The 23191-nt window shown below is 34.7% G+C and carries 26 protein-coding genes and 1 riboswitch; of the genes, 3 read left to right on the plus strand and 23 right to left on the minus strand.

The annotated features are described in order from the left end of the window. Positions 1-29: 29 nt before the first annotated feature. The 11 genes from crcB to murB form a co-directional block, all read right to left on the minus strand. On the minus strand, positions 30-389 hold the full coding sequence (gene crcB / locus GTO82_RS06415) for a fluoride efflux transporter CrcB (RefSeq protein WP_011161795.1): 360 nt from the start codon (positions 387-389) through the stop codon (positions 30-32). Further along, positions 386-775: a fluoride efflux transporter FluC gene (locus GTO82_RS06420; protein ID WP_004897682.1), complete on the minus strand. Its 390-nt coding sequence runs from the start codon at positions 773-775 to the stop codon at positions 386-388. The genes crcB and GTO82_RS06420 overlap by 4 nt, the downstream gene beginning before the upstream one ends. After that, positions 768-1583 carry a Cof-type HAD-IIB family hydrolase gene (locus tag GTO82_RS06425; protein ID WP_180872938.1) on the minus strand — a complete coding sequence of 272 codons (816 nt, stop codon included), beginning with the start codon at positions 1581-1583 and terminating at the stop codon, positions 768-770. Before GTO82_RS06425 ends, GTO82_RS06420 begins: the two co-directional genes overlap by 8 nt. 88 nt (positions 1584-1671) lie before the next feature. Then, positions 1672-1734, minus strand: a riboswitch (Fluoride riboswitch). A 28-nt stretch (positions 1735-1762) separates the two neighbouring features. After that, a complete protein-coding gene (gene glmM / locus GTO82_RS06430) occupies positions 1763-3118 on the minus strand; it encodes a phosphoglucosamine mutase (protein ID WP_180872939.1) in 1356 nt (451 codons plus the stop codon). 24 nt (positions 3119-3142) lie between these two features. Beyond that, a complete protein-coding gene (locus GTO82_RS06435; RefSeq protein WP_180872940.1) occupies positions 3143-4111 on the minus strand; it encodes a CdaR family protein in 969 nt (322 codons plus the stop codon). Continuing rightward, positions 4108-4956, minus strand: a complete 849-nt coding sequence (cdaA, locus tag GTO82_RS06440) for a diadenylate cyclase CdaA (protein WP_011161793.1) — start codon at positions 4954-4956, stop codon at positions 4108-4110. Before cdaA ends, GTO82_RS06435 begins: the two co-directional genes overlap by 4 nt. Positions 4957-4996: 40 nt before the next feature. After that, a complete protein-coding gene (locus tag GTO82_RS06445; RefSeq protein ID WP_180872941.1) occupies positions 4997-6070 on the minus strand; it encodes an ABC transporter substrate-binding protein in 1074 nt (357 codons plus the stop codon). After that, on the minus strand, positions 6067-6864 hold the full coding sequence (locus GTO82_RS06450; protein ID WP_004893996.1) for an ABC transporter permease: 798 nt from the start codon (positions 6862-6864) through the stop codon (positions 6067-6069). The genes GTO82_RS06445 and GTO82_RS06450 overlap by 4 nt, the downstream gene beginning before the upstream one ends. Next, entirely contained in the window at positions 6861-7673 is an 813-nt protein-coding gene (locus GTO82_RS06455; protein ID WP_004893994.1) for an ABC transporter permease, read from the minus strand. Before GTO82_RS06455 ends, GTO82_RS06450 begins: the two co-directional genes overlap by 4 nt. A gap of 3 nt (positions 7674-7676) precedes the next feature. Continuing rightward, entirely contained in the window at positions 7677-8768 is a 1092-nt protein-coding gene (locus GTO82_RS06460; RefSeq protein WP_061400747.1) for an ABC transporter ATP-binding protein, read from the minus strand. Positions 8769-8833: 65 nt separating this feature from the next. Next, on the minus strand, positions 8834-9739 hold the full coding sequence (murB, locus tag GTO82_RS06465; RefSeq protein ID WP_180872942.1) for a UDP-N-acetylmuramate dehydrogenase: 906 nt from the start codon (positions 9737-9739) through the stop codon (positions 8834-8836). Between the two features lie 118 nt (positions 9740-9857). On the opposite strand from murB, the gene GTO82_RS06470 reads away from it, so the two are divergent. Further along, positions 9858-10391 carry a 3'-5' exonuclease gene (locus GTO82_RS06470; protein ID WP_180872943.1) on the plus strand — a complete coding sequence of 178 codons (534 nt, stop codon included), beginning with the start codon at positions 9858-9860 and terminating at the stop codon, positions 10389-10391. A 15-nt stretch (positions 10392-10406) separates the two neighbouring features. Here GTO82_RS06470 and tsaE read toward each other — a convergent pair whose 3' ends face one another. From tsaE to GTO82_RS06485, 3 genes are all read right to left on the minus strand, one after another. Continuing rightward, positions 10407-10883 (minus strand): tRNA (adenosine(37)-N6)-threonylcarbamoyltransferase complex ATPase subunit type 1 TsaE, encoded by a 477-nt coding sequence (gene tsaE / locus GTO82_RS06475; RefSeq protein ID WP_180872944.1) that lies wholly within the window; start codon positions 10881-10883, stop codon positions 10407-10409. Position 10884: 1 nt separating this feature from the next. Next, positions 10885-11862: a phosphate acetyltransferase gene (pta, locus tag GTO82_RS06480; RefSeq protein ID WP_180872945.1), complete on the minus strand. Its 978-nt coding sequence runs from the start codon at positions 11860-11862 to the stop codon at positions 10885-10887. 72 nt (positions 11863-11934) lie between these two features. Then, positions 11935-12630, minus strand: coding sequence for a uracil-DNA glycosylase (locus tag GTO82_RS06485; protein ID WP_180872946.1), 696 nt, complete (start codon positions 12628-12630; stop codon positions 11935-11937). A gap of 76 nt (positions 12631-12706) precedes the next feature. On the opposite strand from GTO82_RS06485, the gene GTO82_RS06490 reads away from it, so the two are divergent. Both GTO82_RS06490 and GTO82_RS06495 read left to right on the plus strand, forming a co-directional pair. Then, on the plus strand, positions 12707-13567 hold the full coding sequence (locus tag GTO82_RS06490; RefSeq protein WP_180872947.1) for a Cof-type HAD-IIB family hydrolase: 861 nt from the start codon (positions 12707-12709) through the stop codon (positions 13565-13567). 29 nt (positions 13568-13596) lie between these two features. Then, on the plus strand, positions 13597-14112 hold the full coding sequence (locus GTO82_RS06495; protein ID WP_180872948.1) for a hypothetical protein: 516 nt from the start codon (positions 13597-13599) through the stop codon (positions 14110-14112). On the opposite strand, the gene GTO82_RS06500 is transcribed toward GTO82_RS06495, so the two are convergent. The 9 genes from GTO82_RS06500 to gap all read right to left on the minus strand — a co-directional run bounded on the left by GTO82_RS06500 (position 14109) and on the right by gap (position 23156). Continuing rightward, positions 14109-14678 carry a TetR/AcrR family transcriptional regulator C-terminal domain-containing protein gene (locus tag GTO82_RS06500; protein ID WP_180872949.1) on the minus strand — a complete coding sequence of 190 codons (570 nt, stop codon included), beginning with the start codon at positions 14676-14678 and terminating at the stop codon, positions 14109-14111. The two genes, GTO82_RS06495 and GTO82_RS06500, sit on opposite strands and share 4 nt — an antisense overlap. 187 nt (positions 14679-14865) lie before the next feature. After that, positions 14866-15435: a GNAT family N-acetyltransferase gene (locus GTO82_RS06505; RefSeq protein WP_180872950.1), complete on the minus strand. Its 570-nt coding sequence runs from the start codon at positions 15433-15435 to the stop codon at positions 14866-14868. 14 nt (positions 15436-15449) lie between these two features. Beyond that, positions 15450-15905 (minus strand): SsrA-binding protein SmpB, encoded by a 456-nt coding sequence (gene smpB / locus GTO82_RS06510; RefSeq protein ID WP_004897698.1) that lies wholly within the window; start codon positions 15903-15905, stop codon positions 15450-15452. 14 nt (positions 15906-15919) lie between these two features. Continuing rightward, entirely contained in the window at positions 15920-18262 is a 2343-nt protein-coding gene (rnr, locus tag GTO82_RS06515; protein WP_180872951.1) for a ribonuclease R, read from the minus strand. Between the two features lie 83 nt (positions 18263-18345). Continuing rightward, positions 18346-18579 carry a preprotein translocase subunit SecG gene (gene secG, locus GTO82_RS06520; protein WP_004897700.1) on the minus strand — a complete coding sequence of 78 codons (234 nt, stop codon included), beginning with the start codon at positions 18577-18579 and terminating at the stop codon, positions 18346-18348. A 123-nt stretch (positions 18580-18702) separates the two neighbouring features. Further along, entirely contained in the window at positions 18703-20001 is a 1299-nt protein-coding gene (gene eno / locus GTO82_RS06525; RefSeq protein WP_004897701.1) for a phosphopyruvate hydratase, read from the minus strand. Positions 20002-20047: 46 nt separating this feature from the next. Next, positions 20048-20803: a triose-phosphate isomerase gene (gene tpiA / locus GTO82_RS06530; protein WP_004893957.1), complete on the minus strand. Its 756-nt coding sequence runs from the start codon at positions 20801-20803 to the stop codon at positions 20048-20050. 18 nt (positions 20804-20821) lie between these two features. Next, positions 20822-22033 (minus strand): phosphoglycerate kinase, encoded by a 1212-nt coding sequence (locus GTO82_RS06535; protein ID WP_004897702.1) that lies wholly within the window; start codon positions 22031-22033, stop codon positions 20822-20824. A 106-nt stretch (positions 22034-22139) separates the two neighbouring features. Beyond that, positions 22140-23156 (minus strand): type I glyceraldehyde-3-phosphate dehydrogenase, encoded by a 1017-nt coding sequence (gene gap, locus GTO82_RS06540; protein WP_003647012.1) that lies wholly within the window; start codon positions 23154-23156, stop codon positions 22140-22142. Positions 23157-23191: the final 35 nt, after the last annotated feature.

The following is a 23191-nucleotide window of genomic DNA, read 5'->3' on the forward strand; positions in this document are numbered from 1 at the left end:
GAATCTGATACATTCTTTTTTATTGAGATCTAAATCAAAGTACCTACTTTATATCCTAAAAATACTAAAATTAAGCCACCACCATATGATAGCAATGCATATAGGGTGAATACACTGTAATTACGATCTCGCCAATGAGACAGCAATTCAACGTTTAACGTTGAAAATGTTGTATAACCGCCTAATACTCCTGTTCCAATCAAAGCATAGATAAAGGGTGAGAATTTACGAGAAAAAATAAATCCCAATAAAAATGCTCCTGTAAGATTTATTAATAGCGTTGCGTACGGAAATTTCTCAGACCAATGTTTTTTACCATAGTTAGTAATGCCATATCTTAAAATTGCTCCCCAAATAGCTCCGAATCCGGCTGTTAAAACTGTTATCATGCTTTTTCTGCCAACTTTCTACCTGTTCTTTTACCTACTAACATTCCCAAATAAGCAAATAAAAAACCAATAAAGATCGAACTAAAGAAATAAATAGTTGCTTGACTATTCATCCCACTTTCTAATTGCTTAAGCGTATCTAAATTAAAACTTGAAAAAGTAGTAAAGGAACCAACAAATCCTGTACTTAATCCAGTAACTAGCCAATCTCTTCCTTCTCGGTATTCAACAAAAAAATAAGTAAAAAATGCTAATAAAAAGCAGCCAATAATATTAGCAGTCAAAGTTCCAGTCTGTGACCAGATTAAATTTAAATAGGCTCGCAGTCCACCTCCAAAAAAAGCAAAAATCCCTACACTTAAATAATTTTTCAATCGTCTATTCATTAAAAACCAGCCTTCTTAATGCATACGCTATTCCGTCTTCATTATTTGTTTTAGTTATAAAATTAGCACGCTTTTTTATCTCAGAAACCGCATTTCCCATAGCTACTTTATAGAATCCCGATACATCAAACATAGAAATATCATTAGTTTGATCACCGAAAATCATTACTTCATCTTCTTTTAAATTTAGTTTTTTAGCTAACTCTTTTAACGCATTTCCTTTAGATGCATGCTTAGAATTAATCTCAATCAAAGTTTCATCTGAAGTTGAGACATTATATCTTTCAAATACTTCCTCTGATAAATTCCCATAAATATTCTTCATTTCAGCTGGAGATCCTGAAAACATTGCCTTAGTAAATTTAATATCTTCCGAAATATCTTTTAGTTCAGAAACCTCTATTGGCATTCTTGTTAACCAACTTTCACGTGATAGATAATAGTTAATAAAATGATCTAATGTAATAAACTTATCTCTTACTTCAATATGAAAATTTGCTTGTAATTTATCAGCAATCTTTTCAAAAAAGATAAAATCATTATAGCTTAACAGTTCTTCAACGATTGCTTTTCCTTGAGAATTTAACACTAAAGCTCCATTAAATGCAACAACATACTGAGTAGAATCCTTTAAGTCCAATTCATTAAGATAGTCCTTAATACCTGGAAATGGTCTACCTGAGCAAGGAACTATTTTTATTCCCATCTTTGATGCCTTTTGAAGTGCTTGCTTGGTTTTAACACTTATTTCTTGTTTATCATTTAATAATGTTCCATCAAGATCTACAGCAATTAATTTTATATTCATTAGTTTTTCTCCTTATGTAATCGGTTACTCTCCTTTCTATTATACAAAAAATGCATAAAAAAAGACGACACTACCTCCCTGTTGATCCAAGAAAGTAGGCGTCGTCAGATATTAATCGGTTAAATTGGTGAACACCATCACCATATTAAATTTTAAATAAAGCCAAAAATAATTAGTTTTTAGTTTGAACCCATTTCTTCTTCAACAACCTTAGCAACTTCTTCACAGTACTTGTCAGCTAATTCTTGTGTTGGAGCTTCAGTCATTACACGAAGCAAACTTTGAGTTCCAGATGGACGAACAAAAATACGTCCTTCACCACTTAATTCTTTTTCAACCTTTTCAATGGCTTCAGTAATGCGTTTATGTTCTTTCCAGTCTTTTTTATTTTCAACAGGAACATTAATTAAACGTTGTGGGTATTCTTTAAAGTCACTCAATAATTCACTGAGGGATTTACCGGTATCCTTCATTACATATAATAAATGTAATCCCGTAAGCATCCCATCACCTGTGTTGTGGTAGTCGCTGATAATAACGTGACCTGATTGTTCTCCACCAAGATTATAACCATTAGCTCTCATTTCTTCTGAAACATAACGGTCACCAACTTGTGTTCTTATATTTTTAAGACCACGTCTTTCCAAAGCCTTTGTAAAACCAAGGTTACTCATTACAGTTGTAACAATTGTATCTTTCTTTAAGCGACCATGATCAGCAAGATATGAGCCAATAACGTACATAATGTGATCACCGTCAACTTCGTTCCCATTTTCATCGACAGCAATACAACGATCAGCATCCCCATCAAATGCTAAACCTAATTGAGCACCTTGTTTTACAACTTCTTCTTGTAATTTCTTAGTATGAGTTGCACCCACATGATCATTAATGTTTAAACCGTCTGGATGAGTTGCAATGGTAGTAAAGTCAACCCCCATATCAGCAAATAATCTTGAAATCAAAGCACTAGCAGCTCCATTAGCGCCATCTACAACAACTTTAATTCCACTTAATTCTTCTGGTAAAGTATTTTCAATAAATTGTAAGTACTTAGAAGCTCCTTCATGGTAATTTGTTACAGTTCCTAAACCTTCTGCAGAAGGACGTGGAAGCTTATCCTCAGGTGCATCAATCAATTTTTCAATTTCTTCTTCTTTAGCATCAGATAATTTCAAACCATCACTACCAAAGAATTTAATTCCATTATCTTCAACCGGATTATGTGAAGCTGAAATTTGAACACCAGCATCTGCCCCTTGTGCACGTACTAAGTAAGAAAGACCAGGAGTAGTAATTACACCAACTTCTAAAACTTCAATTCCGACGGAAAGTAGACCAGAAATCAATGCGTACTCTAACATTTGTCCAGAAATACGTGTATCACGAGAAACTAATACCTTAGCTCTTTCTCCATCTTTTTTATCCTTAGTAAGAACGTATCCTCCATCACGACCTAATTTAAAAGCCATCTCTGGAGTTAAGCCAGCATTAGCAACCCCCCGTACACCATCTGTTCCAAAATATTTAAGCATAATTTTTAACAACCTTTCCTTGTTTTATTCTTTTTTAGCAGTAGTATCAGTTACTTTTATATGAACTGGTATCACTGATGGTGATGCCTTAACAACGCCATCTGGCAATTTAAGTGCGACATTTTTCGTAATGTCATGGTTAATACCGCTTAAATCAACCTTTAAAGGAAGAGACGTTATTTTCTTGAGCGTATTTTCATCACCATATATCTCAATATTTTCTTTCTTTGCAGTTAAAGAATAAACATGAGTCGAAGATTCATTCTTCGAAGTTACATTTATTTTAACCTTCTTCTTAGATAAGCTAATTGGGATAGTAATATATGCCGTTACTGGATCCATAACGACGTTAAGCTGATGTCCATCTTTATCAAGCGCTACCAGCATTTCTTCACGTTCAAATGTGCTGTCTATTCCCTTTGGTAAATTTGCCCGAGCTACTACTCGGTCAACTTGGTTAACTTCGCTTTTAGCTCCAGTAATATTAACTACTTCTGGATCACTTTTAGCAGTTCCAAGATTATATCCATGAGCTACAGCACTCTTATTATACTCTATTTGTACAGGAAGAGTACGAGATTTTCTCTTTTGAATATTTACGCGTACTTTACTTGGGCTAATATTATAAGTTAATTGACTACTTAAACCATTTACCTTAATTGGTACAGTATGCTCTCCTGTTTTTAAATGGCTTAAATCAATGTAGACACGGAAGTTTTGAGTATTAATAGTAGATGTAACTAAAGCATTCGATCCCTCTAAAGTTAAATTTACTTTTTCAGGATATCCCGTTACATAGTAGTTATCCGTATTAACTGAAACTTGTAAGGGTACCTTAATTACCTGGGTTTTAGTTGCAGTTTTTAAGGTTTCTTCACGTCGGCCTTGAGTAACATAACCTTGCTGATTAGATGCTACATAAACAGCTAATAAAATAGCCAAAATCAAAGCAATAATTCGATAGAACCAAGGTTTATCAAAAAACTTTTTCATTTTTTATTTGACCCCCAATTCCAAACATGATTTACAATTCTTTGATACCACTTTGGCTTTTCTTCTTCCTCTTTTGGAACTAATTGAGCATTTAAATATTTCAAATATTCTTCTCTAGTTAGATCAAGCATAAACTGGCTATTACGAGTAATAGTTACTCCACCGGTTTCCTCTGAAACAACGATAGTAATTGCATCGGTAACTTCTGAGATACCAACAGCTGCACGGTGACGTGTCCCAAGTTTTTTAGGAATCATACTATTATCAGAAAGAGGTAAATAAGCTGCAGCAACTGCTATTCGATTATTGCGAATGATTACGGCACCATCGTGCAATGGCGTATTAGGTATAAAAATGTTGATTAATAATTCACCAGTGATATCAGCATCAATTGGAATACCGGTTTCAATATAGTCCTCTAGTCCTGTATTTTGTTGAATCGTGATCAAAGCACCAATTCTTCTCTTTGACATATACTGAATTGCTTTATCTAATTCTCCAATCATCTTTTCAGCAGCTTGCTTTTCAGTCATTGTAGTCCCACCAAAAATTGGTGATCTACCTAAATGCTCTAAGCCACGCCTAATTTCTGGCTGGAAAATAACAATTATTCCAATTACTGACCAAGAAAGAATTTGATCGACAAAATACGTTAACGTATGTAAATGTAACAACCCAGCTACAATTCTAACCAGAATAATTAATGATATCCCTTTAACTAATTGAACTGCTTTAGTCCCTCTTACCAACATAATTAAACGGTAGATAATGTACCATACAATTAAAATATCAATAATATTCATCAGGTTTTGCCAGGTAAATATTTGCTCAATATTAAACTTCATTGCCACCCTCCTAAAATTCAATTATAAATAAACCAAGCTCTTATCGACCATACATTTTAAATTCGAGAAATAGATCATTATATTCTTGAATTTTCTTTGGACCTAGGTCTTGATAAACTTGTAAATTTTTCATTGCTTGTTTACTTGGATAAAATTGTTTATCGTTTTTTACTTCCTTTGGTAATAATTCTTGAGCTTTTACATTAGGAGTTGCATACCCGATATACTCTGCATTCTGAGCAGCATTTTTAGGATCAAGCATAAAATTAATAAAAGCATAAGCACCCTTTTTATTCTTTACGGTCCTAGGAATGACAAAATTATCAAACCATAAGTTTGAGCCCTCAGGTGGCACTACATAATGTAAGTGTTTATTATCGTTTAGCATTGTACGAGCCTCTCCAGACCACGTTACTCCAACAGCCGCTTCATTTTGAATCATATACATTTTTAATTCATCTGAAATAATTGCTTTTACATTGGGTCCGAGACCATCCAATTTTGTTTTTGCCAATTTTAGATCTAAAGAATTAGTAGTATTTAAAGACTTCCCCATAGACGCTAAAGAAAGTCCCATAATATCTCTAGCAGAATCAACTAATAAAATATTATGCCGATAATCCTTGGACCAGAGATCATTCCAATGCTTTATTTGCCCAGGTTTTACAAATTTATCATTATATACAATTCCTAACGTTCCCCAAAAATATGGAACAGAGTAGGTGTTTTTTGGATCAAAAGAGTGATGTAAAAACTCACTCCCAATATTTTTGTAGTTTGGAATTTCTTTAGTATCAATTTTATCAAGCAAGTTAGCTTTACGCATTTTTGAAATCATGTAATCTGAAGGGACGCAAATATCGTATGCAGTACCACCTTGTTTTATCTTCGTGTACATGGCTTCATTAGAATCAAATGTTTCATAAATTACATGATATCCAGTTTGTTTTTCAAATTTCTTGATTAGCTTGGGGTCAATATAATCACCCCAATTATAGATAATCAAATTTTTGTTATTAGTGCTAACACCATTATTATTTAATTGTTTAGCCCCAGCTTCTAAGCCAAAACAAACCAATAGAATAGTCACAATTCCAATTAACAGCTTCTTCATTGTGCACGCCCCTTACCAATATGGGTTTTATGATTAGTAATTACATAATAAATAAGTACTAAAATCATTACAAAAATAAACATCACAGTACTCAAGGCATTGATTTCTAGGTTAATTCCTTGGCGCGCACGTGAATAAATTTCTACTGACAATGTTGAAAAACCATTTCCTGTCACAAAAAAAGTAACTGCAAAATCATCTAAGGAATAAGTCAAAGCCATAAAAAAGCCAGCTAAAATCCCAGGCGTAATAGCTGGGATCATTACCTTGCTATAAACTTGCCAAGTGGAGGCACCTAAATCTCGAGCTGCATCCACTAAAGAATAATCAAATTCTTTTAAGCGGGGCAAAACCATTAATACAACAATTGGAATCGAAAAAGCAATGTGACTTAATAGAACGGATCCAAATCCTAAGCCAATCCCTAAAAAAGTAAAAAAGATTAAAAAACTCGCCCCGATAATTACATCTGGTGATACCATCAAAACATTATTTAAGGCTAACAAAGTTTTTCGTCCTTTTTTATTTTTAGTCTGACTAATTGCAATTGCTCCAAAAGTACCAATTATAGTGGCAATCAAACTAGATAAGAGTGCTAGTAAAATTGTTTCTAGAAAGATAGCTAATAGCCTATTATCATTAAAAAGATCCTGATAATGACTTAAAGTAAACTTTTCAAAATGATCCATATTATGACCACTTGAGAAAGAATAAAATATTAAATAAAAAATGGGCAAATACATCAAAACCAGAACAAAAGCAAAATAGATTCGGGACCATTTTATTTTTTTCATAGTTTGATCTCCTTTTTATGATGATGATCTGATGAGGTAAAGAGCATAACAATCACCATTAACACTATTAATACCACACCAATTGTCGAACCCATTGACCAATTCATAGTCGTCATAAAGTATTCTTCAATCGCAGTACCAAGGGTAATTACTCGATTTCCTCCAATTAGCCTAGTTAGCATAAATAAAGAAAGTGAAGGTATGAATACTGCTTGAATTCCTGACTCAACTCCAGATTTTGAAAGTGGCCATAAAACCTTAATAAATGTTTGCCATTTACTTGCGCCTAAATCATAAGCTGCTTGAATTACAGCTGGATTAATGTCACAAATTGCATTATAAATTGGCAAAATCATAAATGGAATTTCGATATAAGCTGCAACAAAAATAAAGGCAAAATCAGTAAACAAAATATTTGCAGGTGCTATTCCAAAAAGGCGTAGAAAATTATTCAATAAGCCATGCTTACTAAAAATGCCAATAAATGCGTAAGCTTTCAAAAGCAAGTTAATCCAAGTAGGCAAAATAATCAATAACAGCCAAAATTGTTGGTTTTTCATTTGGCTTAAAATATAGGCAATTGGATAAGAAATTAGCAGCGTAATTAAGGTAATTAAGAATGCATACCAAAATGAATTTAGAGTCATTCTTAAAAAAGTACCATTAACAAAAAATTGCTGAAAATTCTTTAAAGTAAAGCCATCATCCCCTTTAAATGCATTAATTGTAATCAAAATAATCGGGGCGATAACAAATAACCCAAGCCATAGAATATAAGGAATGAGAAAAAACAATTTACTTTTTTTCATATCTTACTCCTCTCCTTCATATGCCTCTAAACGCTTATCAAATTCAGCTTCACTTTCGCCAAAACGCATAACATGAATATCTTCAGGATCAAAATATACTCCTACTTCCTTACCAATTTTAGTTGGATTAGTGGAGTGAATTAACCATTCATTCTCGTCACTATCAATAGCCTTAATTTCAAAATGATCTCCTAAAAAGAGCTGACTTTCAACCACAACTCTTAGTTTTCCATGTTCAATATCAGTGATATCTAAATCTTCAGGTCTTAAAACGACCTCTACCTTTTCACCAGGTTTAATACCTGCATCAGCACATTCAAAACGATGATTTACAAATTCTACTTCATAATCCTTAATCATTCGTCCACTTAAGATATTAGAATCGCCAATAAAGCGAGCAACAAAGTCATTAACTGGTTCATCATAAATATCAACCGGACTACCACTTTGTTGAATTTTCCCTTCATTTAAAACAAAAATTTCATCACTCATTGCTAGGGCTTCCTCTTGATCATGAGTAACAAAAATAAAAGTAATCCCCAGCTTTTTTTGAATTTCACGTAATTCAAATTGCATATCTTTTCTTAAACGTTTATCTAAGGCAGATAAAGATTCATCTAAAAGTAGTACCTTTGGCTGATTAACAATTGCTCTAGCAATTGCAACTCGCTGCTGCTGTCCACCACTTAATTCAGAAATTTCTCGGTTTGCAAAGCCATCCAATTGAACCATGTGTAAAGCTTCTTTAACAGCTAATTTTATTTCTTGCTTATCCTTTTTCTTGATCTGTAAACCGAATGCCACATTTTCAAAAACATTCATATGAGGAAACAAAGCATAATTTTGAAAAACAGTATTAATTTTTCTTTTAGCAGCATCTAAATTAGTAATATCTTTCCCATCAAAAAAAACTTGTCCACTCGTTGGTTCGCTAAATCCAGCAATTATTCTTAAAATAGTAGTTTTCCCCGAACCCGATGGTCCTAATAAAGAATAAAATTTTCCCGATTCAATCGTTAAATTAATGTCCTTTAGTGCTACAAAACCATCATCATATTCCTTACGAACATGCTTTAATTTAATAATATCGCTCAATTTTTTCTCACCATCTATCTCATAAAAAAAGCTACAAGCCGTTACTTGTAGCTTTGTACTAGTATCTAATCTTTTTCTTTTCCAATAATTCTTACTTCAGTTTGTAAATCAATACCAAAGTCTTTTTTTATTGTTTTTTGAATTAAATGAATTAAATCTAAATAATCAGTAGCTGTAGCACCGCCAACATTAACGATAAAGCCAGCATGCTTCATTGAATCTTCTGCTCCACCGATTCTTTTACCTTGCAGACCTGCTTTAATAATCATTGGTCCTACGAAATGTCCTGCTGGACGTTTAAAAACACTTCCACAAGAAGGATATTCTAGTGGTTGTTTTGCTCTGCGTAAACCATTAAAATATTCCATCTTTGCTTTGATAGCCCACTTATCTCCTGGCTCAAGACCAAAAGTAGCACTCACAACAATATCTCCAGTTTCTTGAACCACGGAGTGGCGATAGCCGAATTCCATTTCATCATGTGTGTAAGTCTTAAATTCACCAGCACGAGTTAAGACACGAACAGACTTAATAACAAATTCTGTTTCACCGCCATAAGCGCCCGCATTCATAAAGACTGCTCCTCCTACACTACCTGGAATACCAGCCGCAAATTCCAGACCGCTTAGACTAGCTTCACATGCTGCTTCAGATGTATCAATAATTCGTGCCCCAGCATCAGCTGTAATAGTTGCTTCATCTTTATTTGCAACAATTGTGTCCATTTTTGTCAAAATCAAAACTAATCCAGAAATACCACCATCTCTAATGATCAAGTTGGAAGCATTTCCAATAACAGTTAAGGGAATCTTATTCTCTTTAACTGTATCTACCAATAGTTCTAGCTCATTTAAATTTTTAGGAAAAGCAAGATACTGCGCAGGTCCTCCCGTCTTAGTAAACGTAAAACGGCTCAATGGAATATTTTCTTGAATATCGATCCCCTGTTTTTTTAAATCCATTAGTTGCATTTTTATCTCTCTTTTCCTTAAATAATCATCTCTTTAATCATACCGCATTAAATGGATAGTTTTCTACCTTAAGTGTTATACTAAAAAGAAAAATAATGTTTTATTTCAGAGGATAAAAATGAACTTTACTGCAATGGATTTTGAAACGGCAAATAGTCATCCTGAAAGTGCCTGTTCTCTTGCTTTAGTTATGGTTAGAAATAATGAAATTGTCGATCGTTTTTATACAGTTATCAATCCGCAAATGCCTTTTGATGGACGAAATATAAGAATTCATGGCATTACAGCTGAAGATGTAAAAAATGCACCAACAATGGCTGAAGTTTGGCCAAAAATTAAAAAATTATATCAACCAGGAATGTTAGTAGCGGCCCATAACGCTCGCTTCGATTGCCGCGTAATGGAAAAATCACTGGCTCGCTATAATATTCCAGCCCCCCATTACTTTGCAATTGATACTTTAGCAACTAGTAAGGCATTCGAACCCGATCTTCCTAACCACAAGCTAGATACAGTGTCAGACGCTTTAAATATTAACCTATGGCATCACCACAACGCTTTAAGTGATAGTGAAGCTTGTGCAGGTATTTTAATTGAAGAAAATAAACGTGTCGGAGATGATCCAATCAAAAAAATGGTTAAGCCCATCTAAGCTTAACCATTTTTATTATTCAAAATATTTTTTTATTTCTGACAACCAAACCTTGTTTCTTTCTCCGACAGCTTTAAACTCAACTATTCGTTTGGTAGAATCCCATGAATCATCTACACGCTTAATTGATAGTTCGAGATAATCGTTAGGTAGGTCTTCAATAATAAATTGTGGCCATTCAATTACAACCAATCCATCCTCAGCTAGATATCCGGGCATATCAATACTTGATAAATCTCCATCTTCTAGCCGGTACATATCCATATGGAAAAGTGGTCTCTTACCTTCCCGATATTCTCTAACAATTGTAAAAGTGGGACTTTTAACAGGACGTTTAATTCCCAAAGCTCTTGCAATTCCTTTAGTTAATGTAGTTTTTCCGGCACCCAAATCACCAGATAAGAGCAATAAATCATGCCCCTTACTACTTTCACCAATTGCCTTACCTAATTTTTGCATCTGTTCATCAGAATTTATTTCTAATGAGTTCATTTTATTTCTCCATATTAGCTTGTGCAGCAGTTAAAATAGCTAATAAATATACATCTTCCGTCTTACATCCACGTGACAAATCGTTAATTGGAGCAGCAAGACCTTGCAATACAGGACCAATGGCGCTGAATCCACCTAAACGCTCTGCAACTTTATAAGAAATATTACCGGATTGTAGTTCTGGAAAAATAAATACATTTGCATATCCAGCAACTGCAGAACCTGGGGCTTTTGCTTCTCCAACCCGAGGGACAATTGCAGCATCAAATTGTAATTCTCCATCACAAATCAATTCTGGATATTTTTGATGTACTAATGCAGTCGCTTCTTGCACCTTAGTTACCATTGGACCCTTTGCTGATCCCTTAGTTGAAAAACTAAGCATTGCAATCTTTGGCTCAAGGCCAATCATTTCAGCGGTTTTACTTGATTGATAAGCAATTTCAGCTAGCGTTTCACTATCTGGATCAATATTAATAGCACAATCAGCAAAAATATACTTTTCATCTCCGCGTTCCATAATCATGGCTCCTGAAACACGACTCATGCCTTTTTTAGTCTTAATAATTTGAAGTACTGGACGCACAGTATTAGCAGTAGAATGAGTAGCTCCTGAAACCATCCCATCCGCTTTCCCTTCATAGACTAACATTGTGCCAAAGTAAGAAACGTCTTGGAGGATTTCCTTTGCTTCTGCTAAAGTATTCTTTCCTTTTTTTAACTCAACGAAGTCTTGACACATTTTCTCAAAATCTGGGTAAACTGCTGGATTAATAATTTCAATTGAACCTAAATCAACATTCAAGCTTTGAGCAGTCTCTATTACCTCATCAGGCTTTCCCAGTAAAAGTGGTTTAACAATGCCTTCTTTTTCGAGGCGAACAGCAGCTTTTATTATTCGATCATCGTTTCCTTCTGGAAAAACAATTACCTTCTTTGATTCTTCTGCTTTTTTCTTAAGTGAGTCAAATACTTTCATAACAAATTAAGCCTTTCTTTTTTATTTATAGATAATATTTTACAATTTCAAAGCTTTTTCTCAAAACAAAAACTATGCCATGTCTCCTACACGTACTTCTTGAGGTAATTGCCAATCAATTGGACTTTCACCAAATTTAATTAAAGCATCATTACATCTAGAAAACGGACGTGAGCCGAAAAAGCCACGATCTGCTGAAAAAGGACTAGGATGAGGAGATTTGATAATTACATTCTTTCCCTCATCAATTAAAGGAATTTTATTTTGTGCAAATCTTCCCCATAAAATAAATACAACTTTCCCCCGATCACTTAATGCCTTAATAGCTGCATCAGTAATTACTTCCCATCCTTTTCCTTGATGTCCATTAGCCTTTCCATAGGGTACAGTCAACACTGCATTTAGGAGTAATACGCCTTGATCGGCCCATTTTTTTAGATAACCATGATTTACTGGAACTGCACCCACATCATCATACAGCTCCTTATAAATATTTTTTAAAGATGGAGGCAATGGGACTCCTGGATTAACACTAAAGCTCATTCCAGTAGCTTGACCTGGATTATGATATGGATCTTGTCCTAAAATTACAACTTTCGTATCTGCAAAACTTGTTAGTTTAAAAGCAGTAAAAATATGATACATATCGGGAAATATCTGTTTTGTTTGATATTCTTCTTTTAAAAAATTACGTAATTCTTGATACTTCTCACTTTCAAAAACCGGTTCTAAAACTTCATCCCAATCATTTCCAATTAATTTTTTCATACTTATTCTATCCTCTTGTCTCTCTAAGAAATCCAAGTTCATGATATCATATAGATAAAAGATTGGAGGACTTAAAATGATTAAACTTATTGCAAGTGACATGGACGGCACGTTGTTAAATAAACAAATGCAAATTTCATCTGAAAACATCGCTGCTATTAAAGAAGCACAAGCTAAAGGCGTTGAATTTTTAGTTGCAACAGGTCGGGCACCTTCCGAATCCCAAGGAATACTTGCTAAAGCAGGACTTCATACCGGATTTATTAATTTGAATGGTGCTCTGGTTTTTAATACAGCTGGCAAACTAATTGTAAATGAGCCAATTCCTAAAGAACAAAGTATTAAGATTAATAAATTACTCAAAGATTCTGGTTTTTACTTTGAGATAGTTGCTGCTGATAACGTTTATTCCGATTCTCGTTTGCGCAGAATTGCTAACTTTTCTGATCTATTAGTTGATCTCAACAAAAAATTAACTTTTAAAAAGGCGGTTTCTTTTGCTGCTGGTTCAGATGAAATCATGAGAATTAAATACGTTTCTGACTTTAAAGATTTGCTTGAAAAACCCGACTTTGAAGCCATGAAATTTGTTGCTTTTCATCCTGATGGTCCTAAAGTATTTAAACATATTCGTAATGAAATCGGCAAAATGGGTGACTTAATTGTTACTGCAAGTTCTTCAACCAATATTGAAATTAACAATATTAAAGCTCAAAAAGGCATTGCTTTAATGGATTATGCACGGCTGCAAGGCTATCAACCAAATGAAGTAATGGCCATTGGTGATAATCTTAATGATGAATCAATGATTCGCATGGCTGGTGTAGGTGTAGCAATGGAAAATGCTGCACCTGAAATCAAAAAAATTTCTAACTTTATTACCAAAAGTAACAATGATAATGGAGTTGCATATGCAATTCGTCATTTTTGTAAATAAACATAATTTTTCTAAAGGTAGATGAAATTATGCGTTATACTGTCCAACTTACACATGGTCAAACTTGTGGTCAAATCCCAGTAAAAAATGATCAAGGGGAAATAGTTTATATTTTAAAGGGTAATCTTAATGAATTTAACCAACCAATCATTCTAACTGATATTAACCGTAATGAAATTGGTCGACTTTATTTAGACTCTAACCATCTTTTAGCAAGTTATAGTATTGATGTGGTCAATCATTCTCTAGTCAAAGTAAAGAAACTTAATAGTCGTTTTACTAATTTATTCTATATTACTCGGTTAAATTATTGGATCAAAGGTAGTCTAAAGCAAGGTAGATACGGCTTTTACTCAGGTATTAAAAAAGTGGCTAGCGTCTGTTCGCTAGTCACCGATATGGGGCTTACATGGAGCTGTAATATCTCTCGTCCTGAAGATGTCCCCTTTATTATTTTAATTAGTTTGCTTTTTACACAATGGCATACTAAGCCCTTGTTTTTGCCGACTTTTAATTTTCAAAATCGAATTAATGCACTCTCTTAATCATAGTTTAAATAGTAATGTGAAAAATTAAACACTTGATATTGATGAGAACAAACATGCTTTTGAAAATCGATCAATTCAATAATGATTGCTAAATCTTCCAATAAATAACTATAACTTTTATTACATCCATGACTTATCCAAAAACAGATTCGGTCATAGAGGATATTAGTCAATTGCTTAAGTATAAGCTCTGAAAAACTTCCTCGTTTGTAAACATATGATCGAATATATTGAAAAAAATGTTCTCTCATCTTTTCACACATGCAGTTTTCTTCACTTAAATTATATGCATTGTAAAAATATTGTTTATGTTTTTGAATATAGCTACATAAAATATTAAGAATTTGTCTTAAACTATTCTTTTCATTTTTACGTAATTCTTTTTTCAGCTCTAGCAAAATGCAAGCTTCAATACAGTTATTTATTTTTCCATATCTCAAATAAAAAGTTCTTCTCCTAATTCCTGCTTCAATACAAAGTTTAGAAATATTTATTTTCTTTATATTCGTTTGAGATAACATATCATGTAAAGCTATTTGAACTCGTTGTAATTCATCCAGCATTTCATTCTAATTTCCTTTCTAAGCTAACCTATGATCACTCTCCAATCTTACATAGTTTTATTACTTTAACAGGTTCTTAAACGGTGTGCAACATTAATAATGTAATTAGCGTTATTTTTAAATATTTCTTTAAATTTAATAACAAAAAGAGAATCAATCTTTCTTCAATGATTGATTCTCTTTTATTTTAATTAACTTTTTTAACCATATGATCATACATACGATCTCCGATCGTCATGGTAGAAGTCGTTTTAAAGCCCATATAATCGTACAAGCGAGCAGCTCTAGGATTATCTTGATCAACGTTCAAGCTTATCTTTTTATATCCCTTTTGCCTTGCCATATCGGGAGCAATTTTAATTAACTCCTGTCCAATTCCTTTTCCCCAGTGTTTTGGAGAAACAGCAATAGCATCTAAATACCATTCATGTGGTAGTGCTTCTTTATCTGAAAAAATGACTGCGTCAAGAGGTAACCCAACTTTCGGATATGCACTTTTTAATGAGATATCAATCAGACCTTGATCATCATAACCATACATTACTATTAAACCAATTGGTCGATCTAAATCATCGGTTTCTACCCACATACGATTATGCGAATAACGATAATGAGGGGAATAAAAGCCATGTTTCATTAAATCATAAAATTGACTCTCTGGAAGAGCTTTAATAGTATCCATATCCATCTCATCAAAGATTTGTTTCAAAATTGGATAAACTAAAGGAAAATCAGTTAATTTTGCCTTTCTAATCATTTATAATTCACCTACTAAATCCCATACTTACGATGAATTTCACGGTCTTGATCACGCTTTTTAATAGTTTGACGTTTATCATATTGCTTCTTACCTTGTCCTACACCAATTAAAACCTTGGCAAATCCATGCTTTAAATAGACTTTTAAAGGAATAATAGCCATTCCCTGTTGAGCTTGAATTCCAGCTAGACGAGCAATTTCTTTCTTATGAAGCAACAAGCGCCGTGATCGTAAAGGATCATGATTATAGCGATTACCCTCTTTATATTCACTAATATGAACATTTTCTAAAAAAGCAGATCCATTAATAATTTGAACATATCCGTCCCGCAAATTAATTCTACGTGCACGAATTGATTTAATCTCAGTTCCAGTTAACGCAATTCCGGCTTCAAGAGTTTCTTTAATAAAATAATCATGACTTGCTTTTTTATTTTGAGCAATCAAATTATCTGCTTTTTGTTTCATCGTTTTCTTCCTAATTATTTTTTATTAGACTTGACAGCTGTTGTTTTACGATGACGAATCTTAAAATTATGGCCATTATTTACGTGAGAAGTGTTGTTATTTCTCTTATTTCCACCATTTTTACGTCCTTTATCAAAGCTACGTTTTCCACGATTATTACTTCTTTGAGGACGTTTTGGTGCATTCGGATCATAAATTTCAAAGTCTAATTGATGTTGCTCCACATCAGCTCTAATCAACTTAACTTTTATTGGCATCCCAATCTTAAACTGCTTATGTGAATTACGTCCAGTTAAGGTTAATGATTTTTCATCAAAATTATAGTAGTCATCGTTTAAATTAGAAATATGAATTAAACCTTCAACAGTATTTGGCAATTGAATAAACATTCCGAAACTTGTTACTGAAGAAACAATTGCATCAAATGTTTGACCAACTTTATCAGCCATAAACTCAGTCATCTTGAGATCGTTTACACTTCGTTCAGTATCAATTGATTTTCTTTCTTGTGTTGAAGTTTGTTCAGCAACATCTGGAAGTTGTGCCTTAAAGTGCTTTTGAATATCTTGATCCATATTTTCATTCGCATATTCATGAATCATACGGTGAACCATTAAATCAGAATAGCGACGAATTGGTGAAGTAAAGTGAGTATAGTACTTAGCTGCCAAACCAAAGTGACCCAGTGGTTCAGGAGAATAATGTGCTTGCTTTAAGCTACGAAGCATCATCATTTGAACAACAGCTTCTTCAGGTGTACCCTCGGTTTTAGCTACAATCTTTTGTAAATCCTTTGGCTTTACATCACTTGGATCAGCCTTCACATTTAACCCAAATGCACCTACAAACTCAAAGAATGATTGCATTTTTTCTTGATCTGGCGTTTCATGTACACGATAAAGGAAAGGAGCATGTTTCTTATAGTAGTCTTCCGCAACTGTTTCATTTGCCATCAACATAAAGGATTCAATCATTTTTTCAGCAGTGCCACGTTCATGAAGAACAATATCAGTTGGCTTACCTTTATCATCGACTACAATTTTTGCTTCTGGTTCTTCAAAATCAATAGCACCATGTTGGTGACGTTTTTTATACAAAATATTATGTAAATCAGCCATTTCATGAAGCATCGGAGCTGCATCAGAATACTTTTGTTCTAATTTTTCATGATTGTTTGGGTCAAGAACTTTATTAACATTATTGTAGGTTAAACGTCCATGTGACTTCATAACTGATGGATAAATTCTATATCCAACACGTTTACCTTCTGGAGTAATTTCCATATCACATGATAGAACTAAACGTTCTACACCTTCATTAAGAGAACAAATACCATTTGATAATCTAAATGGAAGCATTGGGATAACACGATCAACTAAATATGTACTGTTACCACGAGCAAAAGCTTCTTTATCTAGCGGTGTGCCTTCTTTTACATAATGAGATACATCAGCTATATGTACTCCTAAGTGATAGTTACCATTAGGGAGTTTCCAAACTACGACTGCATCATCAAAGTCTTTAGAATCGTCACCGTCAATTGTTACAGCTGGTTGATCGGTAATATCAACCCGTTTACTTTTTTCTTCTTCAGTTACATGATCAGGAATGTTATTTGCTTGATCCATTGCTTCTTCAGGCCAATCAGTCCGAATATCATTATCAACAACAATTGACATGATATCAACACCAGGATCATTCTTATTACCGATTGTGAGAAGTGCTACACCCTGCATTTCATCTGGTTGATCTTCATCAGGATATTTAGTAATAGAAATTTTCACCATATCACCCATTTGTGGCTTAACACCATTATCAGTGATATTAATTTTATATTTCTTTAATTTTCTATTTTCACTAACAACATAACCGTAAAATCCACTTGATTTCACTACTTCATCAGAATATGGATGAAATTCTCCAACTAAAGTTTCTACACCACGTTCAGTAATTTCTTCGATTTTACCTTCTGGACCTTTGCCATTCCATGGATTAGCACCAGCAATAATTTTTACCTTAACGCGGTCCCAATCAATAGCAAATTTGGTATTATGTTTATCAATAAAGGCATCTTCCATGCTTTCATCATCAAATCTGACAAAACCAAATCCCTTATCATTTGCCTTAAAGGTACCTTCAGCAACAGTGTTTAATTGATTCAACTGGTACTTTCCCTGACCATCAGTTACAATCTTTTTACTATGCTCTAAAAAAGTTAAAGCTTTAACCAAATCAGGAAAATTCAATCTTTGGCTACGACTAAGATCATTTTCAAGTTGATCCACATCATATTGTTCTTGAGGATTATGTCTAAATGTTTCATAAACATCAGCTAAAACTCGTTCATTCTGTGTCATTATATAAATTGCCTCAATTTCTTTATAAAATAAGTTAAGTTAAAAGAAATTAAAAAAGCCCTCCTGTGACCGGAAGGCTTTTTTTACTTGGATGAAAGTACTGCCAAGATCAAAGCAAGAGCAAAAAAGAGAACCAATAATACAGCGGTAATCCTTTCCATTAATGCTTCAAATCCACGCTTCTTTGTCTGGCCGCTAAATACTGCACCGCCGGACAATGCGTTTAAGGCATCTTGTTGCTTTTGCGGCTGCATCAACGTAGCAATAATAATTAAAAAGCTAACAATGATGAGTAGCGTCATGACGATATTATACAAAGCGCTGCCTCCATTACCTAAATTTCTTACTGTACTGATTTTACCATATTTAGCCAGTGAATGCTAAAAGAAAAAGGGAGTCACCTAAAGCAACGTCCCTTTTTCTTTTATTTCAACTATTAATTAAAATTGTTTGTGTAAGTTGTAGAAACTGTGAATTCCTTTGTATTGAGCAGTTGAACCCAAAGCTTCTTCAATTCTCATTAATTGGTTGTACTTAGCAATTCGATCAGTTCTTGACATTGAACCAGTCTTAATTTGACCAGCATTAGTTGCAACAACTAAATCAGCAATTGTAGTATCTTCAGTTTCACCAGAACGGTGAGAAACAACAGCAGTGTAGCCTGCTTCCTTAGCCATTTCAATAGCTTCAAAAGTTTCAGTCAAAGTACCGATTTGGTTAAGCTTAATTAAGATTGAGTTAGCAACACCCATCTTAATACCCTTTTCAAGGTAGTTAGTGTTAGTTACGAATAAATCGTCACCAACGATTTGTACCTTATCACCTAAACGTTCAGTGAAGACTTTCCAACCTTCCCAATCGTTTTCGTCCAAAGGATCTTCAATAGAAATAACTGGGTATTTGTCAACGATGTCTTCCATAAGTGAAGTCCATTCTTCAGCAGTGTATTCACGGCCGTCAGCAACAGTCACATACTTCTTAGTATCCTTGTTGTAGAATTCAGAAGCTGCACAGTCAAATGCAATAGAAATATCTTGACCAGGCTTGTAGCCAGCACGTTGAATAGCTTCAACTAAAATTTCAAATGGTTCTTCGTTGTTCTTCAAGTTTGGTGCAAAACCACCTTCGTCACCTACAGCAGTTGATTCACCACGTTCTTGAAGCAAGCTCTTCAAAGTATGGAAAGTTTCTGCACCCATACGAACAGCTTCATGAAGAGACTTAGCACCAACTGGCATAATCATGAATTCTTGGATATCAACGTTGTTATCGGCGTGCTTACCACCGTTAATAACATTCATCATTGGAGTTGGTAAAACATGAGCGTTTGGTCCACCTAAGTATTCGTATAAAGGTAAACCTAATTCATCAGCTGCAGCACGTGCACTTGCTAATGAAACAGCCAACATAGCGTTAGCACCTAAACGACCCTTGTTTGGAGTACCGTCAAGGTCAATCATAGTTTGGTCAATTAAACGTTGATCAGTTACATCTAAGCCAATAACAGCTTTTGCAATTTCACCATTAACGTTTTCAACAGCAGTTAAAACACCTTGACCAAGAAAACGAGACTTGTCACCATCACGTAATTCTACTGCTTCATGTTCACCAGTAGAAGCACCAGATGGTACGATAGCACGACCAAAGCCACCTAATTCAGTGTAAACTTCAGCTTCAACAGTTGGATTACCACGAGAGTCAAGAACTTCACGTGCGTGAATATCAGTAATAACAGACATGGAGATTCTCCTTTTTTCTTCTAATTCCGTTTAAATAAATTGTTAATTAATCTTGGTAGTTTACCAATGCTAAGAATGATTCTGGATCAAGAGAAGCACCACCAACTAAACCACCATCAATGTCAGGCTTAGACATTAATTCTTTTACATTAGCTGGTTTTACTGAACCACCGTATTGGATACGAACGTTTTCAGCAGTTTCTTCATTGTACAAGTCTTTTACAGTTTCACGAATAGTCTTGCACATTTCTTCAGCTTGATCAGCAGAAGCAGTCTTACCAGTACCGATAGCCCAAATTGGTTCGTAAGCAATAACAAGTTTAGAAACTTGTTCTGCAGTTAAGCCATCTAAAGCAGCTTTAATTTGAGCTACTACCCATTCATCTTGCTTGTTAGCTTCACGAGTTTCAAGAGATTCACCACAGCAAATGATTGGAGTTACGCCATTAGCAAATAAAGCCTTAGCTTTCTTGTTAATGTCTTCATCAGTTTCGTGGAAGTAACCACGACGTTCTGAGTGACCAATAATACAGTAGTCAATACCCATTTCATTCAAAACTTTAGGTGAAGTTTCACCAGTAAAGGCACCTTCAACTTCAAAGTATGCATTTTCTGCACCAGTATGTAAGTTTGAGCCTTCAGCAGTCTTCTTTAAAACATAAAGATCAACTGCAGGTGCAGCAATAACTGATTCAACTTTACTTGGATCTGGTAACTTACCCTTAACTGCATTAACAAATTCAATGGTTTGTTCAGGGTTCATGTGTAATTTCCAGTTACCAGCAATAATTGGTGTACGCATTAAAAATTCCTCCTAATTTTACTTGTCAGAAACACAAGCGATTCCTGGTAATTCTTTACCTTCAAGGTAGTTAAGTGAAGCACCACCACCAGTAGAAATGTGGCTGATCTTAGGAGCGATTCCTAATTGCTTAGCAGCAGCAGTTGAGTCACCACCACCAATAATAGTTACAGCATCCTTTAAGTCAGCTAATGCACGACCAACTTCCAAAGTACCTTCTGCGTAATTTGGCATTTCGAATGCACCCATAGGTCCGTTCCATACAACAGTCTTAGCATCTTTTAAGATATCTCTGAATTTTTCAACAGTCTTAGGACCGATGTCAAGACCCATTTCGTTGTCAGGAATATCGTCACCAACAACTTCGTGAGGAGCATCATTTGAGAATTCAGTAGCTGCAACGTTATCAACTGGAAGAACAATCTTGTCGCCAGCCTTTTCAAGCAAGCTCTTAGCAAGTTCTACCTTGTCAGCTTCAAACAATGATTTACCAATCTTGTGACCTTGTGCAGCTAAGAAAGTATAAGCCATACCACCACCGATTAAAATGTGATCTGACTTAGGAATTAAGTTTTCAATAACACCAATCTTATCTGATACTTTTGCACCACCAAGAATAGTTACAAATGGGTGAACTGGATTTTCAACAGCATCACCTAAGAACTTAATTTCCTTTTCAAGTAAGTAACCAGCTGCTGCAGGCTTACCAGCCTTCTTCATAGCAGTTGCAATACCAACATTTGAAGCGTGACTTCTGTGAGCAGTACCAAATGCATCGTTTACAAATACATCACCAAGACTTGCCCAGTATTCGCCAAGCTTTGGATCGTTCTTAGATTCACGTTTACCAAAGTCGTTGTCAATATCTTGGAATCTAGTGTTTTCAAGAACAACAACGTCGCCATCCTTCATGTTGTCGATAGCTTCTTCTACTTCTTTACCTTCGTTTTCTGGTACAAAAGTTACAGGCTTTTCTAATAATTCACTTAAACGTTCTGCTACTGGACGTAATGACAATTCTTTCTTGTCAGCATCTGACTTAACACGACCCAAGTGGCTAAGCAAAATTGCTTTACCACCGTGATCAATGATGTATTTAATAGTTGGTAATGCAGCAACAATACGGTTGTCGTCACCAATAACACCATTCTTAATTGGAACATTGAAGTCAACACGAACTAAAACTTTTTTACCTTTAAGATCAAGGTCTGAAACGATTAATTTAGCCATTTAAACTAATTTACCTCCGATAGATTATTTGAAAAAAGGCGGAGGAAGTAATTCCCTCCGCCTTCTCTCGTCTGCTTACTTAAAATCAGTAATAAACAATTAATGATTAAAGAGTAGCAAATTTCAATAAAGTACGAACCATTTGGCAAGTGAATGAGTATTCGTTGTCGTACCAAGCAACAGTCTTAACTAATTGCTTGTCACCTGCAGTAGTTACCATGGTTTGAGTTGGGTCAAAGATTGAACCAGCAGTCATACCTAAAACGTCGCTAGAAACGATGTTGTGGTCGTTGTATGCAAATGAAGGACTTTCGTACTTCTTAACTGCTTCGTTAACTTCGTCAGCAGTTACATCCTTGCTTAAGATTGAAACTAATTCAGTTACAGAACCATCTGGAACTGGAACACGTTGTGCGTGACCGTTCAACTTACCGTTCAATTCTGGAACAACAAGACCAATAGCCTTAGCAGCACCAGTTGAGTGAGGAATAATGTTGATAGCTGCAGCACGTGCAGAACGTAAGTTACCACCACGTACAGGACCATCTAAAAGCATTTGAGTTGAAGTGTAAGCGTGGATAGTAGTCATAGTACCAACTTCAATGCCGAATTCTTTTTGTAAAGCATTAACCATTGGTGCTAATGAGTTAGTAGTACATGAACCAGCTGAAACAATCTTGTCATCAGCAGTCAAAGTATCATCGTTTACGCCGTAAACAATGGTCTTCAAGTCTGAACCTGCAGGTGCAGAAATTAATACACGCTTTGCACCAGCCTTAAGGTGAGCTTCTGACTTAGCTTTGCTAGTGTAGAAACCAGTACATTCAAGAACAAAGTCAACGCCATCGTTCTTAACCCAAGGAATGTTTTGTGCTTGTGGTTCAGCGTAAACACGGTACTTCTTACCGTCAACTACGATTGAGTCATCAGTTGCTGAAACTTCGTGGTTGAAAGTACCATGAGTTGAGTCGTACTTAAGTAAGTGAGCTAAAAGTGCTGGAGTAGTCAAGTCGTTGATTGCAACAACTTCAATATCTGAAGACTTTTCGCCTAAATCCATAATACGACGGAATGCTAAACGACCAATACGGCCGAAACCGTTAATACCAATTTTAACTGTCATATCCTATATTCCTCCTTAGGAAATATGTAAGTAAC

It is taken from the genome of Lactobacillus johnsonii, assembly GCF_013487865.1.
GTDB classification, from domain to species: Bacteria; Bacillota; Bacilli; order Lactobacillales; family Lactobacillaceae; genus Lactobacillus; species Lactobacillus johnsonii_A.